Annotated in this window: 28 protein-coding genes; 16 read left to right on the forward strand and 12 right to left on the reverse strand. The window is 63.8% G+C overall.

What is annotated here, in order from left to right; all coding sequences use genetic code 11:
* The gene (locus AV929_RS12835) at positions 1-1,368 is read right to left on the reverse strand and encodes a phosphoribosylamine--glycine ligase (RefSeq protein WP_014039954.1); all 1,368 of its coding nucleotides are present in this window, start codon (positions 1,366-1,368) and stop codon (positions 1-3) included.
* Positions 1,369-1,548: 180 nt separating this feature from the next.
* On the opposite strand from AV929_RS12835, the gene AV929_RS12840 reads away from it, so the two are divergent.
* On the forward strand, positions 1,549-1,821 hold the full coding sequence (locus AV929_RS12840; protein ID WP_008310011.1) for a hypothetical protein: 273 nt from the start codon (positions 1,549-1,551) through the stop codon (positions 1,819-1,821).
* A gap of 77 nt (positions 1,822-1,898) precedes the next feature.
* Here the strand turns inward: AV929_RS12840 and AV929_RS12845 are convergent, their stop codons facing one another.
* Entirely contained in the window at positions 1,899-2,726 is an 828-nt protein-coding gene (locus tag AV929_RS12845; RefSeq protein ID WP_050006859.1) for a hypothetical protein, read from the reverse strand.
* A 305-nt stretch (positions 2,727-3,031) separates the two neighbouring features.
* Here AV929_RS12845 and AV929_RS12850 point away from each other — a divergent pair, with 305 nt between their 5' ends.
* A complete protein-coding gene (locus AV929_RS12850) occupies positions 3,032-3,811 on the forward strand; it encodes a winged helix-turn-helix domain-containing protein (RefSeq protein ID WP_064288445.1) in 780 nt (259 codons plus the stop codon).
* On the opposite strand, the gene AV929_RS12855 is transcribed toward AV929_RS12850, so the two are convergent.
* From AV929_RS12855 to crtD, 7 genes are all read right to left on the reverse strand, one after another.
* Entirely contained in the window at positions 3,808-4,131 is a 324-nt protein-coding gene (locus AV929_RS12855) for a transcription factor S (RefSeq protein ID WP_014039957.1), read from the reverse strand. The genes AV929_RS12850 and AV929_RS12855 overlap by 4 nt on opposite strands.
* A gap of 32 nt (positions 4,132-4,163) precedes the next feature.
* A complete protein-coding gene (locus AV929_RS12860; protein WP_064288446.1) occupies positions 4,164-4,799 on the reverse strand; it encodes a hypothetical protein in 636 nt (211 codons plus the stop codon).
* Positions 4,792-5,664 (reverse strand): hypothetical protein, encoded by an 873-nt coding sequence (locus AV929_RS12865; RefSeq protein ID WP_064288447.1) that lies wholly within the window; start codon positions 5,662-5,664, stop codon positions 4,792-4,794. Before AV929_RS12865 ends, AV929_RS12860 begins: the two co-directional genes overlap by 8 nt.
* Positions 5,665-5,797: 133 nt before the next feature.
* Entirely contained in the window at positions 5,798-6,634 is an 837-nt protein-coding gene (locus AV929_RS12870; protein WP_064288448.1) for a hypothetical protein, read from the reverse strand.
* Between the two features lie 81 nt (positions 6,635-6,715).
* Complete coding sequence (gene cruF / locus AV929_RS12875; protein ID WP_014039961.1) at positions 6,716-7,597, reverse strand: bisanhydrobacterioruberin hydratase; 882 nt, start codon at positions 7,595-7,597, stop codon at positions 6,716-6,718.
* On the reverse strand, positions 7,590-8,474 hold the full coding sequence (locus AV929_RS12880) for a prenyltransferase (RefSeq protein WP_064288449.1): 885 nt from the start codon (positions 8,472-8,474) through the stop codon (positions 7,590-7,592). Before AV929_RS12880 ends, cruF begins: the two co-directional genes overlap by 8 nt.
* A gap of 3 nt (positions 8,475-8,477) precedes the next feature.
* Positions 8,478-9,965, reverse strand: coding sequence for a carotenoid 3,4-desaturase (gene crtD, locus AV929_RS12885; RefSeq protein ID WP_064288450.1), 1,488 nt, complete (start codon positions 9,963-9,965; stop codon positions 8,478-8,480).
* Positions 9,966-10,099: 134 nt separating this feature from the next.
* On the opposite strand from crtD, the gene AV929_RS12890 reads away from it, so the two are divergent.
* From AV929_RS12890 to AV929_RS12895, 3 genes are all read left to right on the forward strand, one after another.
* Positions 10,100-11,275 (forward strand): Xaa-Pro peptidase family protein, encoded by a 1,176-nt coding sequence (locus AV929_RS12890; protein WP_064288451.1) that lies wholly within the window; start codon positions 10,100-10,102, stop codon positions 11,273-11,275.
* A gap of 290 nt (positions 11,276-11,565) precedes the next feature.
* Positions 11,566-11,730 carry a hypothetical protein gene (locus AV929_RS22390; protein WP_008309989.1) on the forward strand — a complete coding sequence of 55 codons (165 nt, stop codon included), beginning with the start codon at positions 11,566-11,568 and terminating at the stop codon, positions 11,728-11,730.
* Positions 11,731-11,774: 44 nt separating this feature from the next.
* Entirely contained in the window at positions 11,775-11,984 is a 210-nt protein-coding gene (locus AV929_RS12895) for a ribbon-helix-helix domain-containing protein (RefSeq protein ID WP_008309988.1), read from the forward strand.
* A 19-nt stretch (positions 11,985-12,003) separates the two neighbouring features.
* Here the strand turns inward: AV929_RS12895 and AV929_RS12900 are convergent, their stop codons facing one another.
* The gene (locus tag AV929_RS12900) at positions 12,004-12,414 is read right to left on the reverse strand and encodes a hypothetical protein (protein WP_014039965.1); all 411 of its coding nucleotides are present in this window, start codon (positions 12,412-12,414) and stop codon (positions 12,004-12,006) included.
* Positions 12,415-12,461: 47 nt separating this feature from the next.
* Positions 12,462-13,142, reverse strand: coding sequence for a hypothetical protein (locus AV929_RS12905; protein WP_014039966.1), 681 nt, complete (start codon positions 13,140-13,142; stop codon positions 12,462-12,464).
* Positions 13,143-13,263: 121 nt separating this feature from the next.
* On the opposite strand from AV929_RS12905, the gene AV929_RS12910 reads away from it, so the two are divergent.
* Together AV929_RS12910 and AV929_RS12915 are read left to right on the forward strand one after the other, a co-directional pair.
* Positions 13,264-13,950, forward strand: a complete 687-nt coding sequence (locus AV929_RS12910) for a VOC family protein (RefSeq protein ID WP_064288452.1) — start codon at positions 13,264-13,266, stop codon at positions 13,948-13,950.
* Between the two features lie 146 nt (positions 13,951-14,096).
* Positions 14,097-14,375: a hypothetical protein gene (locus AV929_RS12915; RefSeq protein ID WP_014039968.1), complete on the forward strand. Its 279-nt coding sequence runs from the start codon at positions 14,097-14,099 to the stop codon at positions 14,373-14,375.
* Between the two features lie 110 nt (positions 14,376-14,485).
* On the opposite strand, the gene AV929_RS12920 is transcribed toward AV929_RS12915, so the two are convergent.
* Positions 14,486-14,788, reverse strand: a complete 303-nt coding sequence (locus AV929_RS12920; protein ID WP_064288453.1) for a DUF5779 family protein — start codon at positions 14,786-14,788, stop codon at positions 14,486-14,488.
* A gap of 127 nt (positions 14,789-14,915) precedes the next feature.
* On the opposite strand from AV929_RS12920, the gene AV929_RS12925 reads away from it, so the two are divergent.
* The 9 genes from AV929_RS12925 (at position 14,916) to AV929_RS12965 (ending at position 24,562) form a co-directional block, all read left to right on the forward strand.
* On the forward strand, positions 14,916-16,160 hold the full coding sequence (locus AV929_RS12925) for a LeuA family protein (RefSeq protein ID WP_014039970.1): 1,245 nt from the start codon (positions 14,916-14,918) through the stop codon (positions 16,158-16,160).
* A 345-nt stretch (positions 16,161-16,505) separates the two neighbouring features.
* Positions 16,506-18,263, forward strand: a complete 1,758-nt coding sequence (ilvB, locus tag AV929_RS12930) for a biosynthetic-type acetolactate synthase large subunit (RefSeq protein WP_064288454.1) — start codon at positions 16,506-16,508, stop codon at positions 18,261-18,263.
* Positions 18,264-18,277: 14 nt separating this feature from the next.
* Positions 18,278-18,865, forward strand: coding sequence for an acetolactate synthase small subunit (ilvN, locus tag AV929_RS12935; protein WP_005535182.1), 588 nt, complete (start codon positions 18,278-18,280; stop codon positions 18,863-18,865).
* Positions 18,858-19,889, forward strand: coding sequence for a ketol-acid reductoisomerase (gene ilvC / locus AV929_RS12940; protein ID WP_014039972.1), 1,032 nt, complete (start codon positions 18,858-18,860; stop codon positions 19,887-19,889). Before ilvN ends, ilvC begins: the two co-directional genes overlap by 8 nt.
* Positions 19,882-20,148, forward strand: a complete 267-nt coding sequence (locus AV929_RS12945) for a hypothetical protein (protein WP_023843192.1) — start codon at positions 19,882-19,884, stop codon at positions 20,146-20,148. Before ilvC ends, AV929_RS12945 begins: the two co-directional genes overlap by 8 nt.
* A complete protein-coding gene (leuC, locus tag AV929_RS12950; RefSeq protein WP_064288455.1) occupies positions 20,145-21,566 on the forward strand; it encodes a 3-isopropylmalate dehydratase large subunit in 1,422 nt (473 codons plus the stop codon). The genes AV929_RS12945 and leuC overlap by 4 nt, the downstream gene beginning before the upstream one ends.
* Positions 21,563-22,207 (forward strand): 3-isopropylmalate dehydratase small subunit, encoded by a 645-nt coding sequence (gene leuD / locus AV929_RS12955; protein WP_014039975.1) that lies wholly within the window; start codon positions 21,563-21,565, stop codon positions 22,205-22,207. The genes leuC and leuD overlap by 4 nt, the downstream gene beginning before the upstream one ends.
* A 161-nt stretch (positions 22,208-22,368) precedes the next feature.
* Positions 22,369-23,109 (forward strand): DUF6293 family protein, encoded by a 741-nt coding sequence (locus AV929_RS12960; RefSeq protein ID WP_008309964.1) that lies wholly within the window; start codon positions 22,369-22,371, stop codon positions 23,107-23,109.
* A gap of 469 nt (positions 23,110-23,578) precedes the next feature.
* Positions 23,579-24,562 (forward strand): isocitrate/isopropylmalate dehydrogenase family protein, encoded by a 984-nt coding sequence (locus tag AV929_RS12965; RefSeq protein ID WP_014039977.1) that lies wholly within the window; start codon positions 23,579-23,581, stop codon positions 24,560-24,562.
* Positions 24,563-24,633: the final 71 nt, after the last annotated feature.

Below are 24,633 nucleotides of genomic sequence, written 5' to 3' on the forward strand. Positions count from 1 at the left end.
CTACACAGCAGGGCCGAGATAGCCCCATGCCTGCAGGCGGTCCCCGTCGCCCTCTATCCACCGCTCGCCGATGTCGTCGCGGTAGTAACAGTTCGGAATGAGGATATCGTCGACGCGCCCGTAAGCCTGCTCCCGCGCCCCCTGCATCGTATCGCCTTTGCCCGTGACGACCAGCGGCATCCCGCTCTCGCCAGCCACGCGCCACTGCCCGTCGACCGCCGCTCCTGACTCGCTTCTCTCGCCGGTCGCGCGGTCCGTGCCCTCGACGGGCACGCGCTTCGCGTCCTCGATGTGGATGCCCTCGCGGCTGTCGGATCCGAAGACGACCGCGGCGTTGCGGGAGTTCTCGTCGTACGTCTTCTGGTCGTCGAACGGGAACGGCGGGAGGACGACCCGAACCGCGACCTGATACCCGCGGTGGACCTCCAGTTCGGGGTCGCGCCCGTTCGCCAGATCGAGGAAGAACTGGCCTGTTTCTGATTCGAACGACTCCTCTTGGAGCGTGATTGTGGGGTACCCGAACCGCGGCGTGAACTCCAGCGGATAGATACCGTCCTCGTTGACGATGCAGTTGATGTCGATGCTGCCGACGTACCCCTCGTCGGCGAGCCAGCCTTCCACCTTGCCGAGTGTCTCCGCGAACAGTTCGTTCCGGCCGGCCCAGAACATCGAAGTACCCATCTCGCCGGTCGAGGGACCGATGTTGCCCGGAAACAGCTTCTTGTGCTCGAAGTTGAAGTTGATCGGTTCGACGAACGACTCGCCGTTGAAGAAACCACAGACGGCGATTTCGACGCCCTCGACCTTCCGCTGGAGCTGGAACCCTTTCATCCGGTGACCCCACGCCTTCTTGTACGCTCGAAGCACATCGACGATGTCGCTGCCGTCGTCCTCGTTCCCGACGTAGAGCAGTCGCTTGACGTTCTGGACTTCCCCGAGCGGTTTGATGACGTACGGCGCAGGGTTCTCCTGGACGTGCTTGATGCCGGCGTCGAAGTCCTCGAAGACGTGATGCTCGATAGTGTTGACACCGTGGTCTTCGAGGACCTCCATCGCGTAGCCGCGGTCCTCTTCGAGCGCATCTGTGTTGGGTGTCCCGCCAACGACGGCGTGGCCTTCGGCCCGGAGTTCCTGTGCGAGTTCGCCGGTGCCGATGTCGCCGCCGACCCAGATGTCGTCGAAGACGACGACATCGGCCCAGCCGAGGTCGCCCCGCCAGTCGTCGGTCTTCGGTACGAACCCGTCGGCGATCTCCTGATCGCTGTCGGCTTCGATGTAGTACCGGACGTCGTGTCCCTCCCGGCTGACCTGCCAGGCGATGTCACCGATGAGCGCCGCGTCCAACGAACAAAAGAGGAAATTCGCCATGGCGCGTCTGCGGGCGGGTGCGGGGTAAACGTTTCCTGTCCTGTCGACCACAGGTCATCGCTATCGCGATGGCAGCGAACCGGCCAGTCATGCCCGGTTGCTCGATGCCCACTGATCTATTTAAATAAGCCCACTTCCGTAAGCCGAACCGTTTTAGTCCCCATCTGTAAATCCCCACGTATGACACGCGACGAACTCGCGTCCGCGAGTGAACTGCTCGAATCAGCGGCCGAAGACACTGACAGCGACGAGGCGAGCGAGCGCCTCGCCGAACTCGCTGCCCAGCTCGACTCCCTCGCGACCGACGAACGCGGCCCGGACCACGGCCGACTCGCCCGCATCCAGTCGGCGCTCAACGACCTCAGCAGTGGCGACGCGGAAGACGTGACCGAAGCCATCGACGACGCCGACGACCAGATCAACGAGTACCGGTCCGACCTCGAAGGGGTCTGAGGCGGCGCTCCTGCGCCAACACACGGCTGTCCGGTGACTTTCTGCGACGGAAAGACGGCTTTCGAACCGATGAGTCGCTACGACTCGGTCGCGGTTTCCTCGTCGACCGGCTTGATCCGGTGTGTCGCGTCGTTGTTATCGTCCGGGGCCCGCAGATGATACGTGACTTCACGCGGCTCCGTATCGTCGACGTACGGTGTCTTAGCGTCGTGCGTGATACCCGCTGTTTCTCCTGGCTCCAGTACCCTATCAAATCGGCCGACAGGCGCGTAGGCGACGCGTGGGCCGGTTCGGTTGAGTGCGAGGACGTACCGACCTGCGGTGTCGCCCGTGTTCGTGACTGTTATCTCAAGCGTCGGCATGGCTGGCTCAGTGACACGCTCCGGTCCGTCGAGAGTAACGTCGAACGACGGCAACGGTGCTTCGAGTCTGTTCTGAACTGTCTTCGGCATCGTCCACTCCCCGCCGGGCCAAGACAGTCGGGCGTCGCTAGCTGAGCCGGTTTCGGGCAGGTCGAAGACCAGCGGCCCACCGGCCTCGGTGAACTGTCGGCCCCACTCGCCGTCGCGATACAGACCGTTCCTGAACGTCTCGGGGCTGTACGTCGACCCATCGAATCTGAGCGAGAACGCGCCCCGGTCCACTCCCGAGCCCTCGATGGTCGTCGTGAGCACGAGAAACTGGCCGCCTGTCGGTTCAACGCTGATAGAGTCAGTGCGAGGAATCACGACGCCTGGCGCCACCACGGCGTCCGTGACGGTCACACTGGGCGGCGACCCAATGTCGGTTTCGCTGACGCCTGGTGACGGCACCGGCGTCACTGTCCCGGTGTCCTCGGTTTCACCCTGACATCCTGCACCGGTGATAGCCAGTCCGCAGAGTGCCAGAACGCGACGGCGGTACATGGCTCTGCGTTGCCCTGCCCCGGATAAATGCTTTCAGAAGGTACGGGTTCAGTTTTGACCGACTGATTCCAGTTCGGCCCGGAATAGACCTGTCTCCTCGATCTGGGTAGTCTGTGTCGCTGATGAGGCAGGCGATGTCAGATTAAATAACATCTTAATTAATGTTTGTGACTAACCAAAAGCTTTTGACAATTCCATTGGTTTCAGTCAAATGTGTATCAGGTTGGGGGATCGGGTGGCGGTACCATCCCTACGTGGTGATATCAATGAGCAAATCAACGAATGGCCGAACGGCCCCTAAATCGATGCGTCACAAGCAAATACTCGATGTAGCGGCTGAGAACCCCGAGGCATCCATCGCAGAGCTTGCGGCCGAAGTACCGAGTGCGACAGCGGAACTGGTCGAGCGAGTTCTTGAGGAACACGGCGACCCGGCTGAGGCCGACGAGACGGAAACGGCCGCCCAGTCAGAGAGTGAACCGTCGACGGAGTCACAGTCATATCCAGCCCCTGCGGACCTCTCGTCGACAGAACGTGAGACGATCCGAGCAATCCAGAAACACCCCACCGCGTCCCAGCGGGACCTCGCGGAGAAGCTCGGCGTCACTGCCTCGACGGTGAGCAACCGCGTCAACGGGATCGACGGGTTCGACTGGGCGAACCGAGAAGCGTTCGCAAACGCCGTGTTCAGCGACGGAGAAGCCGAATCAGCGACGATCTCGGACGAGGCAGAAACCCAGACACCCGATACCCAATCGCCGGAGTCAACAGACAACCCCGACGGAGCCGACAATCAAGCGTCAGGCCCTGATACTGCGCCCGACGACGGCGACCGCTCGCCAACGGAAGTCGAGACAGCGGCCGGCGAGGTGAACACCACGCTGACTACGTTCCAGTCAACCGTCGAGGACCTCTCCGCACAGTTGGCTGAACTCGAAGGACAGGTCGAAACCGTCACGGACGGCGGCGGCTCGCCAGAGCCGTTTCAGGAGCCCGAACTCGTTCACAAGGTCGTCCACGCGTGTATGGACTCCGACAAGATATCCGAGGAGGAAGAGCTCCGGATTCTGGATTCGCTGCTCTAGTTGTACTCCCGCCACCGGTGGCCACACTCCTGGCATTTGAAAAAGCGCGTCGGCGGTTCGTCGGCCGACCCGGTCTGTTTGATGGTGTACCACGCTTTCCCGTGTCCGCATTCCTCACAGGTCACGTCGTCAGCCGTGGGCTTCCCTTCGAAGTTCGAGCCCTCCTCGGTCTCTATCAGTTCGTCGCCGCTCTGTTCGTCCGTGCTGACGAACTCGGCCGCGCGGTCCTCGTCTTTGGTAACTCGCGCACCACAGGACTGACAGACCATCTCGTCACCGTCGGCGTGCATCATCGAACCACAGTCGTCGCAGAACTGCATACACGCCCGTCGGACACCGAGGCAAAAAGCCGTTACTGCTCGTCCTCGATCTCGTGTTGCTCGGCGACGACCGGACAGTCCAGTAGCCGGACCGTCTCCATGTCGAGGAACTCCATGATCTCGGTCCCCTCGTTCGTGCAGTGCGCGTTCGGCGGTGCGGAGAAGTGTTCACACTGCTCGCAGTAGCGGTGTTTCGATACCTCCGCGTAGCGGCTCTCGGGTGTAGTCTTGTCGTCGCCGTCCCCGGCGATTTCCGCCCACACCTTGTCCGCGTCGATGTGATCGACGTCGACCCGCTCGAACGCGCTCTCGCCGCTCCCGAAGGGGTCCTCGCCGCGCTCGTCCATTCCCGAGAAGGGGTCGTCCGGGTCGGGTGATGACCCCGAAAGGTGACTGTCCGATTCAGGTGCCGAATCTGAACGGAACTCTTCCGTGTCGACAGCCGAGAGCAGGTCGTCAGCATCGGTTGCATCGGGTTCCGCCTCGGACGCACCGTCGGCCGGTTCGTCGCTCGATTCGCTGCCCGGCCAACCGTCGTCGGGTGGCTGGCGTGCGTCTGCCGAGCCGTCCGCGTCGTCAGGCCCCGCACCGAGGCGCTCGAACGGGTCGCCCTCGCGGTCGTCATCCGGGTCGAGCTCTTCGAAGGGGTCTCGCTCGTCGTCACTCATTGGTCTCTCCCGGTTCAAGCTGTGCTGCGGCCACTAGCCGCGCCTTCGAGCGGATAATGCCGCCCTCGGGCCGGACGTCCGACACCGTCGTGTTGCAGTGTGGACACTGGGGTTCGGTCAACAGTCCGATCTCGACCTGCTCGTCACAGTTCGAACAGCGTGCCGTCGAGATGTTCTCCTGGGCCGCGGCGCGTTTCAGCCGGTCGACCGCTTTCTGATTCTGGTCCCGGCCGCCCTGGTCGTCGCGGAGGTCGCTGACGACCCAGGCGACGCGGGTGAGTTTGTCTTCGACATCGTCGAGTCGGCTGTCGATGTCAGCGACTCGCTCGTTCTCTGTTTCGAGCGACTCGGTCACGTCGCCCCGAAGCGCGGCGAGTTCCGCCTCGATATCTTCGATCTCTTGTGTGAGTGCATCGATGCGGTCGAACTCTTCGTGGCCGTGGTCGGCCGGCGCTTTCGCGTCGGCCTCCCGTTTGACCTGCACGACGCGCTCGCGGACGTCTTCGATCTTCGTCTGAAAGTCCGCTTCGAGCGCGTCGAACCGCTCTGCGAGTTGGCGTTCCACCGTGTCGACGATATCGGGGAGCTGGGAACTGACAGCGCTCTCGGTCGCTGCTTCGACTGAGCCGTTCAGCTTCTCGTCCACGGTCGCGGCGACGACGGCATCCAACTCGTCCGCCGATGGCTGAATGAGGTCGTCTATCCCATCGTCCGAGTCGGCCGCTGTCATATATGCGGCCAGCAGTTGCTCCATGACGGCGTCGCGAGGCACGCCGAGCGTCTCGGCCTGCTCGGTCAGCCACTCGTCTAGATCTGCAGATAGCTCGACGTACACTCCTCCGTCATCAGTCGACTCGGAGGACATTACGACACCCTTGACGAACAAGACTGATAAGGGTTTGTCGCCGATTTCAGATACCGAGAGCGGGAGCGAACCGTCAGCACGCGGCTCGTTGTCCTTTTCCGACAGTTACGGGCATCTCTGCTGCCGACTATCGCTACCGAATCTTGCGCACGTCGCTGATATCGAAGCCGGCATCGCCCAGTTCGGTCTCGAACTGCACGATGTCCTCGTCCTCTATCTGCGAGAGAACGCCGCGGAACTGCTGGACGACGAGGGTCCGGGCCCGGGTGGAACCGCCGGACTCCCACGCGAACTCCATCGTGCCGTGGGATGCGTCGACGAGCTGCCCGTGTCGGGTCGACGATATCGTCTCCGGATTGACGTGCAAGAGGATAAGGCCCCCCCACTGGTGGGCTGCCTTCTGGATTCCCTGGACGAGCGAGCTGACGTCCGACCAGCTGACTTCCTCGTCCGTCGCGCTAACGAGGTCAGACAGCGAGTCGATGACGACGAGATTGCTCGCCGCCACGTCGTTCAATACCATCCCGAGCGTGCCGAGCAGGTCATCCCGCTCGTGGCGCGCCCGGAGGTCGGTGATTGACGCGGTCTCCCTGGCGTACCACTCTCGCGGCACCGGACTGATGTGGAAGTACCGCTCCGAGAGGTCGTGAAACTCGACCGCCTGGCTTCCCTTGTCGACCACGTCGTCGTCCATCGCCAGCCGCATCTCGCTGACCAGTTGCGACTCGCTTGTTGTAAAGGAGATGTAGTGGACTTCGTCCGGGGCAACAGCGTCGGCCGAGCGGTCGCCGTAGTAGAGGTCGTGCAACTCCCCGTCCACCTGTTCGAGCCCGTTGATGAGTGCGCTCGTATGCATGAACTCCCGGGAGCCAGCGCCGGCCTCGCCGGACAGCAGGACGACGCTCCCGGCGGGCGCTCCACCGTTGATGATGGAGTCGAGCTGCCGGATTCCGAACGGGATTCGCTCCATACGTCCACCTACCTACGCGGTCGCTTAAACGCTTGGCCTGTCTCACTGTCGTGGTCGGGAGAGCGACAGCGAGCCCGGAGGTTACCGCCAGACGGCCCGACCGAGCCGCGTCTCCGAGAGGTCGAAGTCGAAGCGGTCCGTCCACAGCAGGCCGGCCCCCAGCAGCGCGGCCAGGCCGACAGGCACCCAGTTCGCATAAAAGAGGTTGATACCGCCCCACAGCAGGACGAAGCTCACCAGGTCGTCGAGCATGAACGGGCAATCCCGGAGTCGCTGTCGGAGCCCCGCACGGTCGAACCCGAGGTCGAACAGCAGGACGGCGACCGATCCAGAGAGGAGCCAGCCGGTGTAGTTCTGCCACGGGACGCCGTAGAACTGGGGCATCTCGTAGGTCCAGAAACCGATTGCCACGGCGCCAGGATCGAGCACGAGGTCGACGAGCATGACCGTCGCCAGCGTCGCCAGCAGCCGAACCGCGGTTGACGCCGCCCTGTTGCCGAGCAACAGCAGGACGAGCAGGTAGGCGTTCAGGACCAGCGGGAAGAAGAAGACCGGGAGCCCGAACGGCACCTCGCCCAGCAGCATCGGGCCAAGGTCGACGCCGTACGTGAACTCGCCGTAGGGCCAGCCGGTCCGGACACCGACGAGTTCGATGCCGTAGGAGTAGAGCGTCAGCGCGACCAGCGCCAGCCCGGCCCGGCGGTCCACGAGCGGAAAGACACCGGCCACGAGAGGCAACCGCATCACGAACGTTCCGAACAGGACGAAGTAGGGGTTGAACGCGAGCGGGTCGGGCAACAGTCCCTCGGCGCTGGCAAGCAGGGTGACAGCGCCGACGAGCGGGAAAACGACGGCGATGGTAAAGCGGTTCTCGGTGACGAACTGGTCGAACTGCGCGGTCGCGTCGGTCCTTGTCTCGGGGAGCGTCCAGCCCGCTATGGTCCGGTCCTCGCCGCTACCCATACAGCATCACCCACAGCGCGATGAGTGTGAACACCATGCCGACGACGGTGTTGATGGCGGGGTACCACCAGTAGGCTTCGTCGATGTCGACGCCGATGCCGAGAATCCCGAACACGAGGCCGGGGTAGACGAGCAGTATCAGGCCGAACACCCAGTGGGTGTAGGTGAACACGAACGCGGCCGTGAGCCAGCACATCACGCAGTAGTAGTAGGTGTTTGACTCGCCCAGGAACGTCGCCGTCGTCCGGATGCCTGCCTCGCGGTCGGGTTCGATGTCCGGAATCGCCGAGAAGGTGTGCATCCCCATCGCCCAGAGCCACGCGCCGGCCACGGCCGTCGCCGGCGGGGCCGCCCCTTCGATGGCGGCGTAGCCGATGACGCCCGGCAGGATGTACAGGCCGTTCGAGATGGAATCAAGGAACGGCGTCGTCTTGAACCGCAGCGGCGGGGCCGAGTACTCGACAGAGAGCGCAACCCAGGCGAGCAGGGCCACGACCCCGAGCATCGGAAGCCCGAGGACGAACAGTAACGCGAGCGCGCCGCTGGCGACGACGATGGCTGTGACGGCGCTGTCCCCGCGGTAGCTGACCTCTCGGCCCTCGTCTTTCTTGGGATTGTGCTCGTCGATGTCGGCATCGAAGATGTCGTTGACCCCGTAGAGAAACACGTTCCCGGGAATGGTGAAGTACAGAAACAGCGCGATAGCCAGCGGCGAGAACAGTTCGCCCGGGCCGTCGGCCGCGTAGCTGACGCCGACGATAACCGGGCCGCTGAGGTACAGCCAGAACCGCGGCCGGGAGAGCCGCAACAGGTAGCCCACAAGCGTCTCCTCCGGCGGAATGACGGCGGTAATGCGGTCGGTCGGGAGTTCGGGCATTACTCAGGCGATATCCTCGATGAGCGCCTCTGCGGTGTGTTCGCCGCTGATGAGACACATCGGCACGCCGATGCCGGGCGTCGTGAACGACCCCGTGAAGTAGAGGCCGTCGACGGCCGACGAGCGGTTGTTGGGTCGCAGCAGGGCGGTCTGGCGGAGTGTGTGTGCCAGCCCGAGAGCTGTGCCCTCCGTGGCGTTGTACCGCTCGCCGAAGTCGGAGACGGCGAACTGCTTCTCGTAGACGATGCGGTCGCGCAGGTCGACGCCGGTGTTGTCAGCGATGTCGGCAAGCACCTTCTCGCGGTACTCCTCGCGGATCTCGTCGCCGTCGTGCAGGCCCGGCGCGATTGGGACCAGAACGAACAGGTTCGAGTGCCCGTCTGGGGCGACGGTGTCGTCGGTTTTCGAGGGCACACAGAGGTAGTACGCCGGGTCATCGGGCCACGCGGGCTCGTCGAAGATGTCGTCGAAGTGGGGGTCCCAGTCCGTCGGCAGGACGAGCGTGTGGTGCTTCAGGGGCTCCACGTCGCCCTCGACACCCATGTACATGAGGAAGGCGGACGGTGCGTACGTTTTGTCGTCCCAGTAATCGTCGTCGTACTGGCGCTCGTGGTCGGGCAGGAGTTCCCGTTCGGCGTGGCCGTAGTCGGCGTTGACGACCACTTCGTCGGGGTGGGTCGTGTCGCCGTGGACTGTCTCCACGAGGAATCCATCCTTCCGCCGGGAGATCTCGTCGACTTCGGCGTCGGTCTCGTAGGTGACGCCGAGTTCCTCGCCGAGTTCGACGAGGCCGTCGACGACCGCGCCGACGCCGCCGTCGGGGTAGTAGACGCCGAGGTTGAAATCGACGTGGCTCATCATGTTGTACAGCGCTGGCGTCGTCCGGGGCGAACCGCCGAGGAAGACGAGCGTGTACTGCATTATTTGCTGGAGCTTCGGGTGCTCGAAGTAGTCCTCGACGTGGCTCTGCATCGTGCCGATGAGCTGGAGGCCGACCGGCGCGGCAGTCATCACATCGAGGTCAATCCAGTCGCGCAGCTCCGAGCGGTCCTCGTAGACGAACTTGTTCATCGCCGTCTCGTAGTGACGTTCGCTCGTCGCGAGGTAGTCCCGGAAGGCCTCGCCCGCACCGGGTTCGTACTCCTCGAATTTCTGGGCCATCTGGTCGTTGTCGCCGGTCACGTCGATCTGGTCGCCGTCCTTGAAGAAGACCCGGTAGTGCGGGTCGAGCCCCTGGAGGTCGTAGTAGTCGCGCGGCTCCTTGCCGAAGTACGCGAAGAACCGCTCGAACACGTCGGGCATCAGATACCACGACGGACCCATGTCGAACCGGAACCCGTCCACCTCCAGCCGGGAGGCGCGGCCCCCGAGTTGCTCGTTTTTCTCCAGTAGCGAGACGTCCGCGCCTGCGTCCGCCAGATAGCACGCGGCGGAGAGGCCACCGATGCCGCCACCGACGACAGTTACGTCTTCACCGGACAAGTCACTCATTACTAGTATTGAGGGGCTGGACCGTCAATAAATGAGCGGCCAAACTGCATCGGTATGCCATTCGTGGCCATATGTCGGGCCGCCGAGCGGCTCAGTGGGAGACGTATATGGGGATGGGGGCCAGACTGACACGTATGGAACCTGACCTCGCAGCACTGGACGCATATCTCGATGACGCCGGCGTCGACGGCTACCTCCTCGATGCGGATTCCGAGGTGTCAGACCAGTACTACCTCTCTGGCTTCGACGCGCCGGACCCGTTCATCACGCTGTACGACGGCGACACACATCTCCTCTTCCCGCGGAGTCTGGAGTTCGGTCGCGCCAAGCGCGAGTCGCGGGCCGAGACCGTCGAACGCTACGTCGATTTCGACCATCAGAGCAAAGTCGAGGAGTACGGCCCTGACGAGGCCGTTTCACACGTCCTCGCGGATTTCCTCGCGTCCTACGATGTGGACAGCGTGGCCGTACCCCCGCGGTTCCCGCTCCGGACTGCGGACGGCCTGCGCGAACGTGGTGTCGACGTGACGGCCGACACCGACGGCATCGTCACGGAGATCCGCGCGACGAAGACCGAGACCGAAGTCGACCACATCCGGACGGCACAGCGGGCCAACGAGGCGGCGATGCAGGCGGCCGAATCGCTGCTTGAGGCGTCAGAGATTGCCGAGGACGACACGCTCGAAATTGACGGCGAGACGTTGACGAGCGAGCGCGTGAAGGAGGAGATCGAGGTGACGCTGCTCCGACACGGCTGTTCACTGGACGAGACTATCGTCGCCTGCGGCGCGGACGCTGCGGACCCTCACGACTCTGGGAGCGGGCCGCTCGTCGCCCACGTGCCGGTTATCATCGACATCTTCCCGCAGGACAAGGCGACGAAGTACCACGCCGACATGACGCGGACGTTCGTCAAAGGCGAGCCAAGCGAGACGGTGCGGGAGTGGTACGACCTCACCGAGCGGGCGATGGAAGCGGCGTTCGATGCGCTGGAACCCGGTGCGACCGGCAAAGACGTACACGACGCTGTCTGTGACGTGTACGAGGACGCCGGCGAGCCGACGTTGCGTGACGACGACCGAACGGAGACAGGGTTCATCCACAGCACGGGCCACGGCGTCGGGCTGGACGTCCACGAGCTTCCACGGCTGGCACCGAATGGCGGCGAACTCGAACCGGGACACATCGTCACTATCGAGCCCGGCCTCTATGACCCCGATGTCGGCGGGGTCAGAATCGAAGATATCGCCGTCGTCACTGCCGATGGCTACGAGAACCTGACTGAGTACGAGATTCAGTTCGTCGTCTGAGCCGGTCGTTTCAGCGCCGTTCCATCTGGCCGCCACAGGACAGACAGGCCACGTTAGCGTCTCCAGTCTGGGAAGCAGTTTTATCCTGGCCTCCGTTGGTGACTGCGTTATCTTCTATCAAGATGTTCGTTACCATGACACATTATATTCCGCGGCTCCATCATGAACATTTATTATGGATGGGGCAAAAGGTGGTGATACTCAATGCTTGTATCCGATGTACGCCCCTCACGCGACCCTCACACTGCACTGCCCACAAACCACAGACGCCGGCCGACACGACCCCCAGGATGACAACACGAATCACGACCCCCCGAAACGACGACTCGTACCCGACAACCACGCTGCCCTTCGACGACGCGGAGAGCAAGTCCCGCCGCGCGCCGAAGATGTTCTCGCCGACCAATCACGCCACGATGGGCCAGTTCGACACTGAGGCCACGGACCCGCGGTAAGCTGGGACACAACGCATATCCCGCCGGCACGCTTCCGTGCCGATATGTCCGATTACACCACAGTATCGATTCCGAAGGACCTCGCGGAGCGCGTCGAAGAGACCATCGAGGGGACGAGTTTCTCCAGCACCTCTGATCTCGTTCGGTTCCTGCTCCGGAGTATCGTCGTCCAGCACCAGCGGGAAGGCGAACTGACCGAAGCGCAGTTCCAGGATATCACCGACCAGTTGCGGGACCTGGGCTACTTGGAGTAACCGCTCCGGAGACGGAACGCTACTGCGGATACTTTTCCGGAGGCTCGACGTCGAGAACCGTGACCTCCTGTTCCTGCCCGGATCTGTCGAAGGCTCCGAAGGCGTCGATATCCCACGGCGGGATGCCGACGAAGATCACCTCGTGCAGGTCGTCGGTCTTGCTGACGCCCATGTACCCGTCGGGGTGGGAAACGAATCGGCCCTGTGTCTGGCCGGCCGGCGTTCCAAGGTCGACGCCGAACACCGCCTTCACCGAGGCCCCGGCTGAGGGGAGATAGAAGTCAGTGAACACCGGTGTCTCGTCCGGTAAGTCAGCATCCGGGAGTTCTCCGGCCGGCGTGACGGCCAGCGAAATCGTCACGTCGTCAGGTTCGGCCTCGCTGGCGAGCCGTAACAGCGTCTCGACGAGTCCGCGTGTGACGTAGACCACGCCACACCTTCGCACGGGTCGGGTAAAACAGCGTCGCTTCCGTCGGTTTAGCCGAGCACGAGCGACTTGAGGTTCTTCGCGTACAGGCCCGGCGTCCGGCCTCGCGACCCGCGGAGCGCGTACGCGATGTCCTCGGCGGCACCTTCCATCACACCCTCTCCGTGACCGACCAGGACCCGCTCGGGGTCCAGCCGGGAGAGTTTCTTCGGAGGGAACAGGCGCAACATTGGGTGGACACCGAGTCGCTCGTCACCGGCGAGGAAGTAGTCCGCCGCCCCGACTGCCTCGGGGACGACCAGCGTATCGTCCTCGTCGCCATACAGCGCGGCCTCTTGCCAGAACGTGTTCTTGATAATCTTGTGGACGCCGTAGTCCGTGCCCGGCAGTTGTCGGTGCATGCGTTCGACCGGCGCGTCGATGTCTTCCTCGACACCCGACATCCACTCGGGGATGTACACCGACACGTCGTGTCGGTTCGCAACGGCGGCGCTGTCGCGTTTGTGCCGGTCTAACAGGATGACGACGCCGGCCACGTCGCCGAACTCGGCGAACAGGTCGTCGATACCGTCGACGTCTATCGGGTCGACGACGAACACGCCGGCATCCGTCTTGAGGACGTGACTCGCCCGGACCATCATTTCGTCGGGATACGGAATGTAGCTCACGCCGCGCTCCCAGCGGTTCGTCTCCAGCCACGCCGCCGTTTCGTCCTGCGTGTTGGTTGGCATACGCCTCTGTACGGGCCTGACGTGAATAAATGGTCGAGAACGGGAAACTCGCGTGCTGGGGTTGTTTCGCCTTCGAAACGTCGTCCACAGCGGCTTTGTCGGTGGCGGCCGAAGCACCGATATGCTCTCCTCGCCCGCCTGGCTCACACTGGAGGTGAAGTATCCGGACCGTGCAACAGCGTTCTACGAGGCCTTTCTGGAACTCGACGTACTCTCAGAGGCTCCCGACGAGGCCGTGCTCGCGGCCGGCGACACCGAACTCAGGCTCCGCGCGCCGGGGACGGTTCCGCGCGGCGGGCTCCACACACATTACGCGCTCACAATTCCCGAGCGGGAGTACGATGACTGGTACGACCGACTCGACGAGCGCTTCGATCTGGTCGAACACACCTTCGGAGACGCGCGCTCGCTGTACTTCTACGACCCACAGGGCAACTGCGTGGAACTTGGTGAGCGGGCGGTTGATGGGACTGGCGTTACTGGACTGTTCGAACTCGTCCTCGAAGTCGAGGACCTGTCCTCGGCAGTAGAATTTTACACCACATTGGGGTTCGAACTGGTCGATGACGGCCGCGAAGAGGGCCGGGTCAGGCTCTCGACGGGCGAGCTCGACCTGGAACTGTGGTCGCCACGGCTCGGTATCGCCGACGCCCGTGGCGGGGTTCACGTCGACTTCGGCGTCGTCGTCGAAGACCCGAAATCGACGGCCAGAGAAGTCGCTGACGACGCGCTTTCGGTCACCTCGGTCGAGGACGGCGTCCGAATCAGGGACCGGGACGGCCACTACCTGACGCTGGTGTCGGCGTAGACAACCGCCGGTGTCGGCGTAGCGGACCAGTGGTACCGGGGGTGAATCCGCCGGAAGCGAATATAATGACTACCCCCGTATTAGTAGCTGTATAGACACCTCATAGGCAGGTTCTTTTCGTGTCGGCGGCCACGTTTCACCCGAGGATGTCCCCGACTGACTCCCGGGCCGAACAGGAAGCCCCTGCGAAGGCGACGCTGTTCTGTCCGGACTGTGGGCACCGGAGCAGGTACGACGGCGACTGGATGGTGGTCGAGCACCACGGCGGCACGCACTACCGCTGTCCGGACTGCCACGCCCAGATCACGACCCGACCGAGCCACACTGACAGGGGTTCGCCCCGGTTCTTCGACACCTACTGGCAAGCGTGGGACCGGGGTATCCGCGTGTGGCATGGACTGCTGCAGCGATTTCTCCCTCCGTGAGCGGCCTGGCCAGATATTGCGGCGTCAGGAAAACCGTTCCTCCCGCTATTTCCCATAGAACCGTATCGCCCAGAATAGGGCTGTCCAGAGGCCACAGCGCGTTCTGCGGCTCAATCCAGCCGCTCGGAGTCGATACTGACGCCCGGCGGCGTCACAATCAGAAAGCCGCGGAAGTGCATCAGTTCGCCGCCGGCCTCCCGGACCGGCCGGGCGAACCCGGCGGCGAGTTCGTTCAGGTCGCCTTCGACGTTGAGAACCAGGACCGACCCGTTTTCGATGGTGTTGATCCACTGCTCGGGCGGTTCCGACCCGTCGAGGACGCCCAGCACGACGCGGTTGCTGCCGGCCCCGTCACGGTCCTCGTCCATCTGGTCCTCCACGGCCTGCAGGTCCAGCCCCTCGAAATCGCTCATAGCCACATCCATGCGCGGACGGAGCAAAAATCCTCCCCAAACCGTCTGACGCGCGGCAGTCGCACCGGCGGCGGTCGTGACCGTGTGTCGTGTGCACATATCACCGCCCTATGGACAAGTATAAATAGTGGAAGCATCCAGTTACGGGTGCTTATGTCCAACAACGAGGGCACGTCGGAATCTCCGGCGGATCGAGTTCTTCCAGGGCACACTGGATTCCACGTCTGAGATAACAGACGCACGGATTTTCGACACCACGCTGCGCGATGGTGAGCAGTCACCACGTACGTCGTTCAACTACGAGGACAAACGCGAGATAGCTGCGCTGCTCGACGAGATGGGCACCCACGTCATCGAGGCCGGGTTCCCCGTCAACTCCGATGCAGAGTTCGAGGCAGTGCGCGACATCGCCGAGTCCACGCGAGTGACGACCTGCGGACTGGCGCGTGTGGTCGAGAAAGACATCGAGGCGGCTCTGGATTCTGGTGTGGACATGGTCCACACCTTCGTCTCGACGTCGGACGTACAGTTGCAGGATTCCATGCATGCGACCCGTCAGGAGGCACTCGACACTGCAGTCGACTGTGTCGAGATGATCAAAGACGCGGGCGTCGAGTGCATGTTCTCCCCGATGGACGCGACTCGGACTGACGAGGACTTCCTCGTCGAAGTCATCGAGGCCACGTCCGCGGCGGGGGCGGACTGGATCAACATTCCGGACACTTGTGGGGTCGCCACGCCGCGGCGGTTCTACGACCTTATCGAGATCGTCGACGACTGCACCGACGCCTACATCGACGTGCACACGCACGACGACTTCGGACTGGCGTCAGCCAACGCCATCTCCGGCTTCGAGGCCGGAGCCAGTCAGGCGCAGGTGTCGGTCAACGGCATCGGCGAACGCGCCGGCAACGCGGCCTACGAAGAGGTCGTGATGGCGCTGGAGTCGCTGTACGACGTCGACACCGGAATCGACACCACCCGCATCACGGAGCTGTCGCGGATCGTCGAGGAGAAGTCCGACATCGGGGTGCCGGCGAACAAGCCCGTCGTCGGGCGCAACGCCTTCTCCCACGAGAGCGGTATCCACGCCGCCGGTGTCATCGAGAACTCCGACACGTTCGAGCCGGGCGTCATGACCCCCGAGATGGTCGGGGCCACCCGCGAACTCGTGCTCGGCAAGCACACCGGGGCCCACTCGGTCCGGGAACGGCTCGTCGACGCGGGCTACGACCCGACCGAGGCGGAGGTCAGAGAAGTGACCCGCCGCGTCAAGGAGTACGGCGCGGAGGAACAGGTCACCATGTCGGTGCTCGAACGGTTCGCCGAGGAGATCGGCGTGACCGAGGAAAGCGAGGAGGTCCGGGCGTAGGCCGATGACCTCGCTTCCGGCCGTCACTACGAGTGAGCAGCTACCGGTGAGTACCCGGTTCCGAGTGGCTGTCCGCCAACAGCTATCACAGAACGTTTATTATTCGGGACGAACTGCATTTGGATGTGATGACCGCGGCTGCTGGGCGTCAGGTTCGACCACCCGCCAGCACCGCGACCGCTATTCTCGGCGTGCGTATTGTAGGGGCACTATAGCCCCTCATTTCACATTTTCACCCCCGGCCGAATCGATTCGCCTGAACACCACAGAGTCACCAGTCATGCACGCAGCATACACATCACCGCGGTATCGACCCCGAACACGAACAGACGGAGGGATGACACGATGAGCGAACGTGCATCCGTCCCCAAGGAAGCGGAAGAAACGGAGTCAGAAACAGAACAGGAGCCGGTCACGACGGGCGCGCAATCGGTCATCCGTGCGCTTGAAAACGCCGGGACAGACTACGTCTTCGGCGTCCAGGGCGGCGCGATCATGCCCGTCTACGACGCGCTGTACGACTCCGACATCAACCACGTCACGATGGCCCACGAACAGGGGGCCTCACACGCGGCGGACGCGTACGGAATCGTCACCGGCGACCCCGGCGTCTGTTTCGCCACCTCCGGCCCCGGTGCGACGAACCTCGTGACCGGCATCGCCGACGCCAACATGGACTCGGACCCCGTCATCGCACTAACCGGCCAGGTCCCGACGGAGTTCGTCGGCAACGACGCCTTCCAGGAGACGGACACGGTCGGCATCACCCAGCCGATCACGAAGGAGAGCTACTTCGCCGCCGACTCCGACACCGTCGGCGACGACGTCAGCGAAGCGTTCGCGCTCGCTGACGCCGGCCGGCAGGGACCGACGCTGGTCGACCTGCCAAAGGACGTGACCCAGGGCGAAACCGAGGTCGAACCCGGCAGGCCGGAGACGCCGGATACCTACGAGGTGCCCGAGGAAGCCGACGACGAGGACGTCCAGGAGGCCGTCGAGGCGCTGGCCGAGGCCGACCGTCCGGTCATCCTCTCGGGCGGCGGCGTCATCAAGGCGAACGCGTCGAGCGCGCTCCGGGAGTTCGCCAAGGAGTACGAGATCCCGGTTATCACGACGATGCCCGGCATCGGGAGCTTCCCCGAGGACCACGAACTCTCGCTTGAGTGGGCCGGGATGCACGGCACCGGCTACGCCAACATGGCGATTAGCAACACCGACTGCATGCTGGCCATCGGGACGCGCTTCGACGACCGCCTGACCGGCGGCGTCGACTCCTTCGCCCCCGACGCGGAGGTCATCCACGTCGACATCGACCCGGCCGAAATCAGCAAGAACGTCTACGCTGACTACCCACTCATCGGAGACGCCCGGAACGTGCTCCGGCAGCTGTTCGACGCGATGCCGCGTGCGCCGGACGCCGACGAGTGGCGCGACCAGTGCCAGACCTGGAAAGATGAGTACCCGATGGACTACGACACGCCCGACGACGAGCCGCTGAAGCCGCAGTACGTCGTCGAGCAGTTCTCGGAGATGACGCCGGACGACACTATTGTCTGTACCGGCGTCGGCCAGCACCAGATGTGGGCCTCCCAGTTCTGGGAGTACACCGAGCCCCGGACGTGGGTGTCTTCCCACGGCCTTGGCACGATGGGCTACGGCGTGCCCGCCGCCATCGGCGCGAAACTCGCTGCGCCGGATCAGGAAGTCGTCTGCTTTGACGGCGACGGCTCGTTCCTGATGACCGTGCAGGGGCTCTCTGTTGCGGTGCGCGAGCAACTGGACATCACCTACGTCGTCCTCAACAACGAGGCGGTCGGGATGGTCCGCCAGTGGCAGGACGGCTTCTACGAAGGCCGCCGGATGGCCTCCGAGTACCCGTGGATCCCGCAGTTCGACAAACTCGCCGAAGCCTTCGGCGCACGCGGGTTCACGCTCGAATCCTACGAGAACGTCGAGGAGACGATACAGGAAGCACGCGACTACGACGGCCCGAGCGTCATCGACGCTCACATCGACCCCGGGGAGAACGTCTTCCCGATGGTCCCCAGCGGCGGTGACAACGGCCTGTTCGCGCTCAACGAAGACCATCTGGACATGATCTAACAATGACTGGAGGAATGCCAGGCCCCGCGCCGGACGAACGGATGCGCCCGAAGGGCCGACGCAACACGCAGGGCATCCGCGTCGACCCCGAGGCCGAAGTGACACACGAGCCGCGACAGGCGGTGCTGTCCGCGCTGGTCAAACACCGGCCGGGCGTGCTTTCGGAGGTGTCGGCGCTGTTCAGCCGACGGCAGTTCAACATCGAAAGCCTGACCGTCGGGCCAACAGTCGACGACGACACAGCCCGGATGACGATTCTCATCGAGGAGCCGGAACCGGGAATCGATCAGGCGAAAAAGCAACTGCGGAAGCTCGTGCCCGTCGTCTCGGTCAGGGAACTCGAAGGCGAGGCCGTCCGTCGGGAGCTCGCACTGGTGAAAGTCAGCGGCGAGAAGCCAGACGACGTCAACGCCGTTGCCGACATGTACGACGGCCAGGCCGTCGACGCGTCGACCGACTCGGTCACCGTCGAGATCACGGGCAGCAAGCAGAAGATCGACGCCGCCATCGAGGCGTTCAAGCAGTTCGATGTGCAGGAGATCGTGCGAACCGGGGCCGCCGCACTGGAACGCGGCCCGAAAACACTAGAGAAAGATGTCTGACGAACTTACCACAACAGTCTACTACGACGAGGACGCTGACGTATCGACTATCGACAATGAGACCGTAGCCGTGCTGGGCTACGGCTCACAGGGCCATGCCCACGCGCTGAACCTCCACGAGTCCGGCGTCGACGTAATTGTCGGCCTCCGCGAGGACTCGTCGTCTTGGGCGGACGCCGAGGACGCGGGTCTCCGCGTCGAGACGCCCGACGTGGCCGCTGCCGAGGCGGACCGCGTCGTGATGCTCGTCCCGGACACGATTCAGCCGGCCGTCTACGAGGCCATCGAGGACGAACTGGACGCCGGAGACACGCTCCAGTTCGCACACGGCTTCAACATCCACTACGGCCAGATCGAACCGCCGGAGGATGTCGACGTGACGATGGTCGCGCCGAAGTCGCCCGGCCACCTCGTGCGCCGGACCTACGAGCGCGGCGAGGGGACGCCCGGTCTCATCGCGGTCTATCAGGACGCGACCGGCAACGCCAAGCAAGAGTCGCTGGCCTACGCGAAGGGCATCGGCTGTACCCGCGCTGGCGTCATCGAGACCTCCTTCCAGGAAGAGGTCGAGACGGACCTCTTCGGCGAGCAGGCTGTCCTCTGTGGCGGCGTCACCGAGATGGTCAAGGCCGGCTTCGAGACGCTGGTCGACGCCGGCTACGCGCCGGAGATGGCCTACTTCGAGTGTCTGAACGAGCTGAAGCTCATTGTCGACCTCATGTACGAGGGCGGCCACATGGGCATGTGGAACTCCGTCTCCGATACCGCCGAGTACGGCGGTCTCACCCGCGGTGAAGAGGTCATCGACCGCGAAGGGATGGAGAAAATCCTCGAAGAGATCCAGAACGGCGAGTTCGCTCGCGAGTGGATCAACGAGAACCAGGCCAACCGGCCCGCCTACAAGCAGTACCGCGACGCAGAACAGAACCACCAGATCGAAGCCGTCGGCGAGAACCTGCGCGACCTGTTCGCGTGGGGAGAGGACGCCGACGCAGAGAAGACAGAAGCCCCAGCAGATGACTAAGGAACACACGGATACGATGGACGGCGAACAGAGCGAATCGCGTACGACGATGGGCAGCATCGAGCACACCCACCCCGAGACGAACGGGACCTTCGGCGCGGTGTTTCGCCGCGGCCCGGTCGTGGCCGCCGACGGCGGCGAACGCGACGCGGAGGAGGAGACTGACGAGACGATGGAGGACATCGACCACGAAGCACCCGACGAGGGTGTCACTCGGGCGTACGAGCGCGGAACGGAAGGACGGGACGAGACAGTATGAGCCAGGGAACGCTGTACGACAAGGTATGGGACCAGCACAAGGTCACGACCCTGCCGAACGGCCAGGACCAGCTGTTCGTCGGGCTGCACCTCATCCACGAGGTTACCAGCCCGCAGGCCTTCGGGATGCTCAAAGAGCGCGGGCTTGAGGTCGCACGCCCGGACCTGACTCACGCGACGGTCGACCACATCGTGCCGACCGCCAATCAGGACCGGCCCTACAGCGACGACGCGGCCGAGACGATGATGGCCGAACTCGAAGAGAACGTCCGGGACGCCGGTATCCAGTTCTCTGACCCAACGACGGGCGACCAGGGTATCGTCCACGTCATCGGCCCGGAGCAGGGTATCACCCAGCCCGGCAAGACCATCGTCTGTGGTGACAGCCACACCTCGACCCACGGCGCGTTCGGCGCGCTCGCGTTCGGTATCGGGACGAGCCAGATCCGCGACGTACTGGCGACCCAGACCATCGCGATGGAGAAACAGAAGGTCCGCAAGATCGAGGTCACCGGCGAACTCGACGAGGGCGTCGAGGCAAAGGACATCATCCTCGAAATTATCCGCCGGCTCGGGACCGAGGGGGGCGTCGGTTACGTGTACGAGTACGCCGGCGAGACCATCGAGAACCTCGACATGGAAGGCCGGATGTCCATCTGTAACATGTCCATCGAGGGCGGCGCTCGCGCGGGCTACGTCAACCCCGACGAGACCACCTACGAGTGGCTCGAAGGCACGGACTACTTCCAGGAGCACCCCGAGAAGTTCGAGGAACTCAAGCCGTACTGGGAGTCCATCCGCTCGGACGACGACGCCGAATACGACGACGTCGTCGAGATCGACGCGAGCGAACTGGACCCCGTCGTCACATGGGGAACCACGCCCGGTCAGGGCATCGGCATCGACGATCCGATTCCAGAGCCCGAGGACTTGGCCGACGACAAGGTCGACACCGCCCGTCGCGCTCAGGAACACATGCGCGTCGAGCCCGGCGAGACGATGGAGGGCTACGACATCGACGTTGCCTTCCTTGGCTCCTGTACCAACGCTCGGCTGCCTGACCTGCGACGGGCGGCCCGCATCGTCAAGGGCCGCGAAGTCGCCGACGACGTGCGAGCGTTCGTCGTCCCCGGCAGCCAGCGCGTCCAGCGCGCCGCCGAGGAAGAAGGCCTGAAGGACATCTTCGAGGAAGCCGGCTTCGAGTGGCGAAACGCCGGCTGTTCGATGTGTCTGGGCATGAACGAGGACCAACTGGAGGGCGACGAGGCCTGTGCCTCCTCCTCCAACCGGAACTTCGTCGGCCGGCAGGGCAGCAAGGACGGCCGGACCGTCCTGATGAACCCACGGATGGTGGCCGCTGCGGCCATCACCGGCGAGGTGTCTGACGTGCGCGACCTAGAGGAGGTGGCTCTGGCATGAGTGACCCCACTGAAGACATCCCGTCGGTCGATTACGTCGAGGGGTCTGGCATCCCGATTCGCGGGAACGACATCGACACGGACCAGATCATCCCGGCGCGGTTCATGAAGGTCGTCACCTTCGACGGGCTGGGCGAGTTCGCCTTCTTCGACCTGCGGTTCGACGACGAGGACAACGAGAAGGACCACCCGTTCAACGAGGAGCGGTTTCAGGACTCGAACGTGATGGTCGTCAACAACAACTTCGGCTGTGGCTCCTCGCGCGAACACGCGCCCCAGGCCCTGATGCGATGGGGCATCGACGCGATCATCGGTGAGGGCTTCGCCGAGATTTTCGCCGGGAACTGTCTGGCGCTTGGCATCCCGACGGTCACTGCCGACCACGAGACGATCAACGCGCTCCAGCAATGGGTTGATGACAACCCCGACGGCGAGATTGAGGTCGACGTGCGGGCGGAGACAGTCACCTACGGCGACAACGAGATCAACGTCAGCGTCGACCGCGCCCAGCGTGAGGCCCTCGTCGAGGGCAACTGGGACACGACGGCGCTGATGAAGGCCAACCGGAACGCTATCGAGGAGACGGCCTCGCAGTTGCCGTACCTCGACCAGACGCGGTCGGATATCGAAGCGGACGACTAGCGAGGTCGCTTGCGACCTCGAACGCGCGAACGGCAGTGCCGTGAGCGCAGCGCGATCATTTTCCGTTCACGGCCAGGTCGGTAATCCGACGGTCGTGCCACAGGAGAGGTCTGTCCCGGAGATGGCAAGACCAATAGCTGTGCGGGGCGCGTTCTTCCTGCATGGACCAGATTCGGGAGATACACATCGCGCCGCTGGGGCACGAACGCGACCGGATCGCCGAACCGATTCACCAGCACAACGCTGACGACGTGTACCTCCTCACAGCGACGACGGAGCCGTCACGGCTGACGCCGTACCAGCAGGCGCTCGTCGAAGAACTGGACGCCAACGGCGTCAGTGTCGACCTGCACTGCGCGGATCTACATGACCTCTACGACGTGCTGGCGGTCGTGACGACGCTGACCGCCGACCATCCGGAAGATATCGTGCGCGTCAACGTCTCCAGCGGGCCGAAAGTAGCGGCCATCGGAAGCGCCATCGCGTGTATGGCGACGGCGGCGACGGCCTACTACGTCCATCCCGAGGAACACGTCCCGCCGATTTCAGCGGAGCCACTCACTCGCGGGATGGAGCGCGCGGAGGTCCTCCCGTCGTACCCCATCGAAGCCATCTCCCGCGATCAGGTCGCAGTACTGGACTATCTCAAGCGGACGAACACGGACACCTACACCGCCAAGAAGTCAGACCTCATCGGGTTCGCCGAGGACGCCGGGCTTTCGTTCATCGACGACGCGGACCCGGCAAACGAGAAGGCGAAGTTCGCGCTGTTGAACGCCAACATCGTCGACCCGCTGGTCGAAGACGGGTACATCGCGGTCAGCGATGTCGGCCGGACGAAACAGGTCGAACTGACCGAAACCGGGCAGAACGTCCTCCACGCCTTCCGACACAAACTCTGAGCTAAGCCACCCTCTGCCGTGACCGGCGCTTGGTATCGTTGCTTCGACAGCAGTGGTCCCTGCTGGACCGATAGTATTGATTGTATTTTTTGTATCTGTAGTATCTATGGTATCAGTAGTTTCCATAGTATTGTGGTAGTAAATACATATTAACCACCACAATACTCGGGTGCGCACGGTCCCTGGCGACGCGCTGTTCCCGTCGCTTCGGCCCTCCACCAGTTCGATGCGCTCGCTGGGGAGCCGTGCCACCGCGCTGCCATCCCTGTCTCGACCCAGAGTCACCCTCTGGCTCGCCGTGTCGAGACGGTCCACCGCTGACGCGTTCCACGAGTATGGCGGACCCCGGAGTCAACCGCTTCGGATCCGCTCCGGAAACTCCCGCTCGACGGACGCTGCCACCGCCCGAGCGCTACGTGTGAGACGGCGAACCGAACCACTTTCACCGGCCGACTACGTGCCTCCTGCTATGACACACGAGATAGCCGTTATTCCCGGCGACGGGATCGGACAGGAGGTCACACCCGCCGCGGTCGAAGTGCTTGAGGCCATCGACGCCGTCGACTTCGACTTCGTCGAAGGTGCGGCCGGCGACGCAGTGAAGGCAGAAACCGGCGAGGCGCTGCCCGAAGAAACGCGCGATCTGGCGGCCGACGCCGACGCGACGCTGTTCGGCGCGGCCGGCGAGACGGCGGCCGACGTCATCTTGCCCCTCCGGCAGGTCGTCGGCTCCTTTGCCAACGTCCGCCCGGCCCGCTCGTATCCGGGGCTCGACGCCGTCCAGCCCGACACCGATATCGTGTTCATCCGGGAGAACACCGAGGGCGTCTACAAGGGCATCGAGAGCGAAATCTCCGAGGGCGTCACCACCTGCACCCGGGTCATCACCGAGGACGCTTCCGAGAAAATCGCCGAGTACGGCTTCAGCTACGCGAAGGGGAACGGGTACGACGATGTGACGATTGCCCACAAAGCCAACGTCATGCGCACCACGGACGGCCTGTTCCTCGATACGGCCTCGGCGGTCGGCGAGGACCGGGACGCGTCCTACGACACCGCGCTGATGGACGCGCTCGCGATGCACCTCGTGATGAACCCGCAGGACTACGGCGTCGTCATCTGTCCGAACCTCGCCGGCGACATGCTGTCGGACCTCGCCGCTGGCCTCGTCGGCGGCCTCGGTCTGCTGCCGTCGGCCAACATCGGCGAGGAGAACGCGCTGTTCGAGCCGGTCCACGGCTCCGCGCCGGACATCGCCGGCGAGGGTATCGCAAACCCCTCGGCGATGATTCTCTCCGCCGCGATGCTGCTCGACCACCTCGGATACGACGAGCAGGGCGATGCTGTCCGGTCGGCCGTCGAGTCCGTGCTCGACTCGGGTCCCCGAACGCCGGATCTGGGCGGCGACGCATCCACTGAGGACGTGACCGCCGCGGTAATCGACGAGCTGTAGGCAGTTTTCTCGCGTTCTATCCGGGCAGAAACAAGCACGGTCCGATAGAAAGAGGTAAAACCGAAGCGAAA

Origin of the sequence: Haloarcula sp. K1 (assembly GCF_001647155.1) — an archaeon.
In the GTDB taxonomy this organism is placed as follows: domain Archaea; phylum Halobacteriota; class Halobacteria; order Halobacteriales; family Haloarculaceae; genus Haloarcula; species Haloarcula hispanica.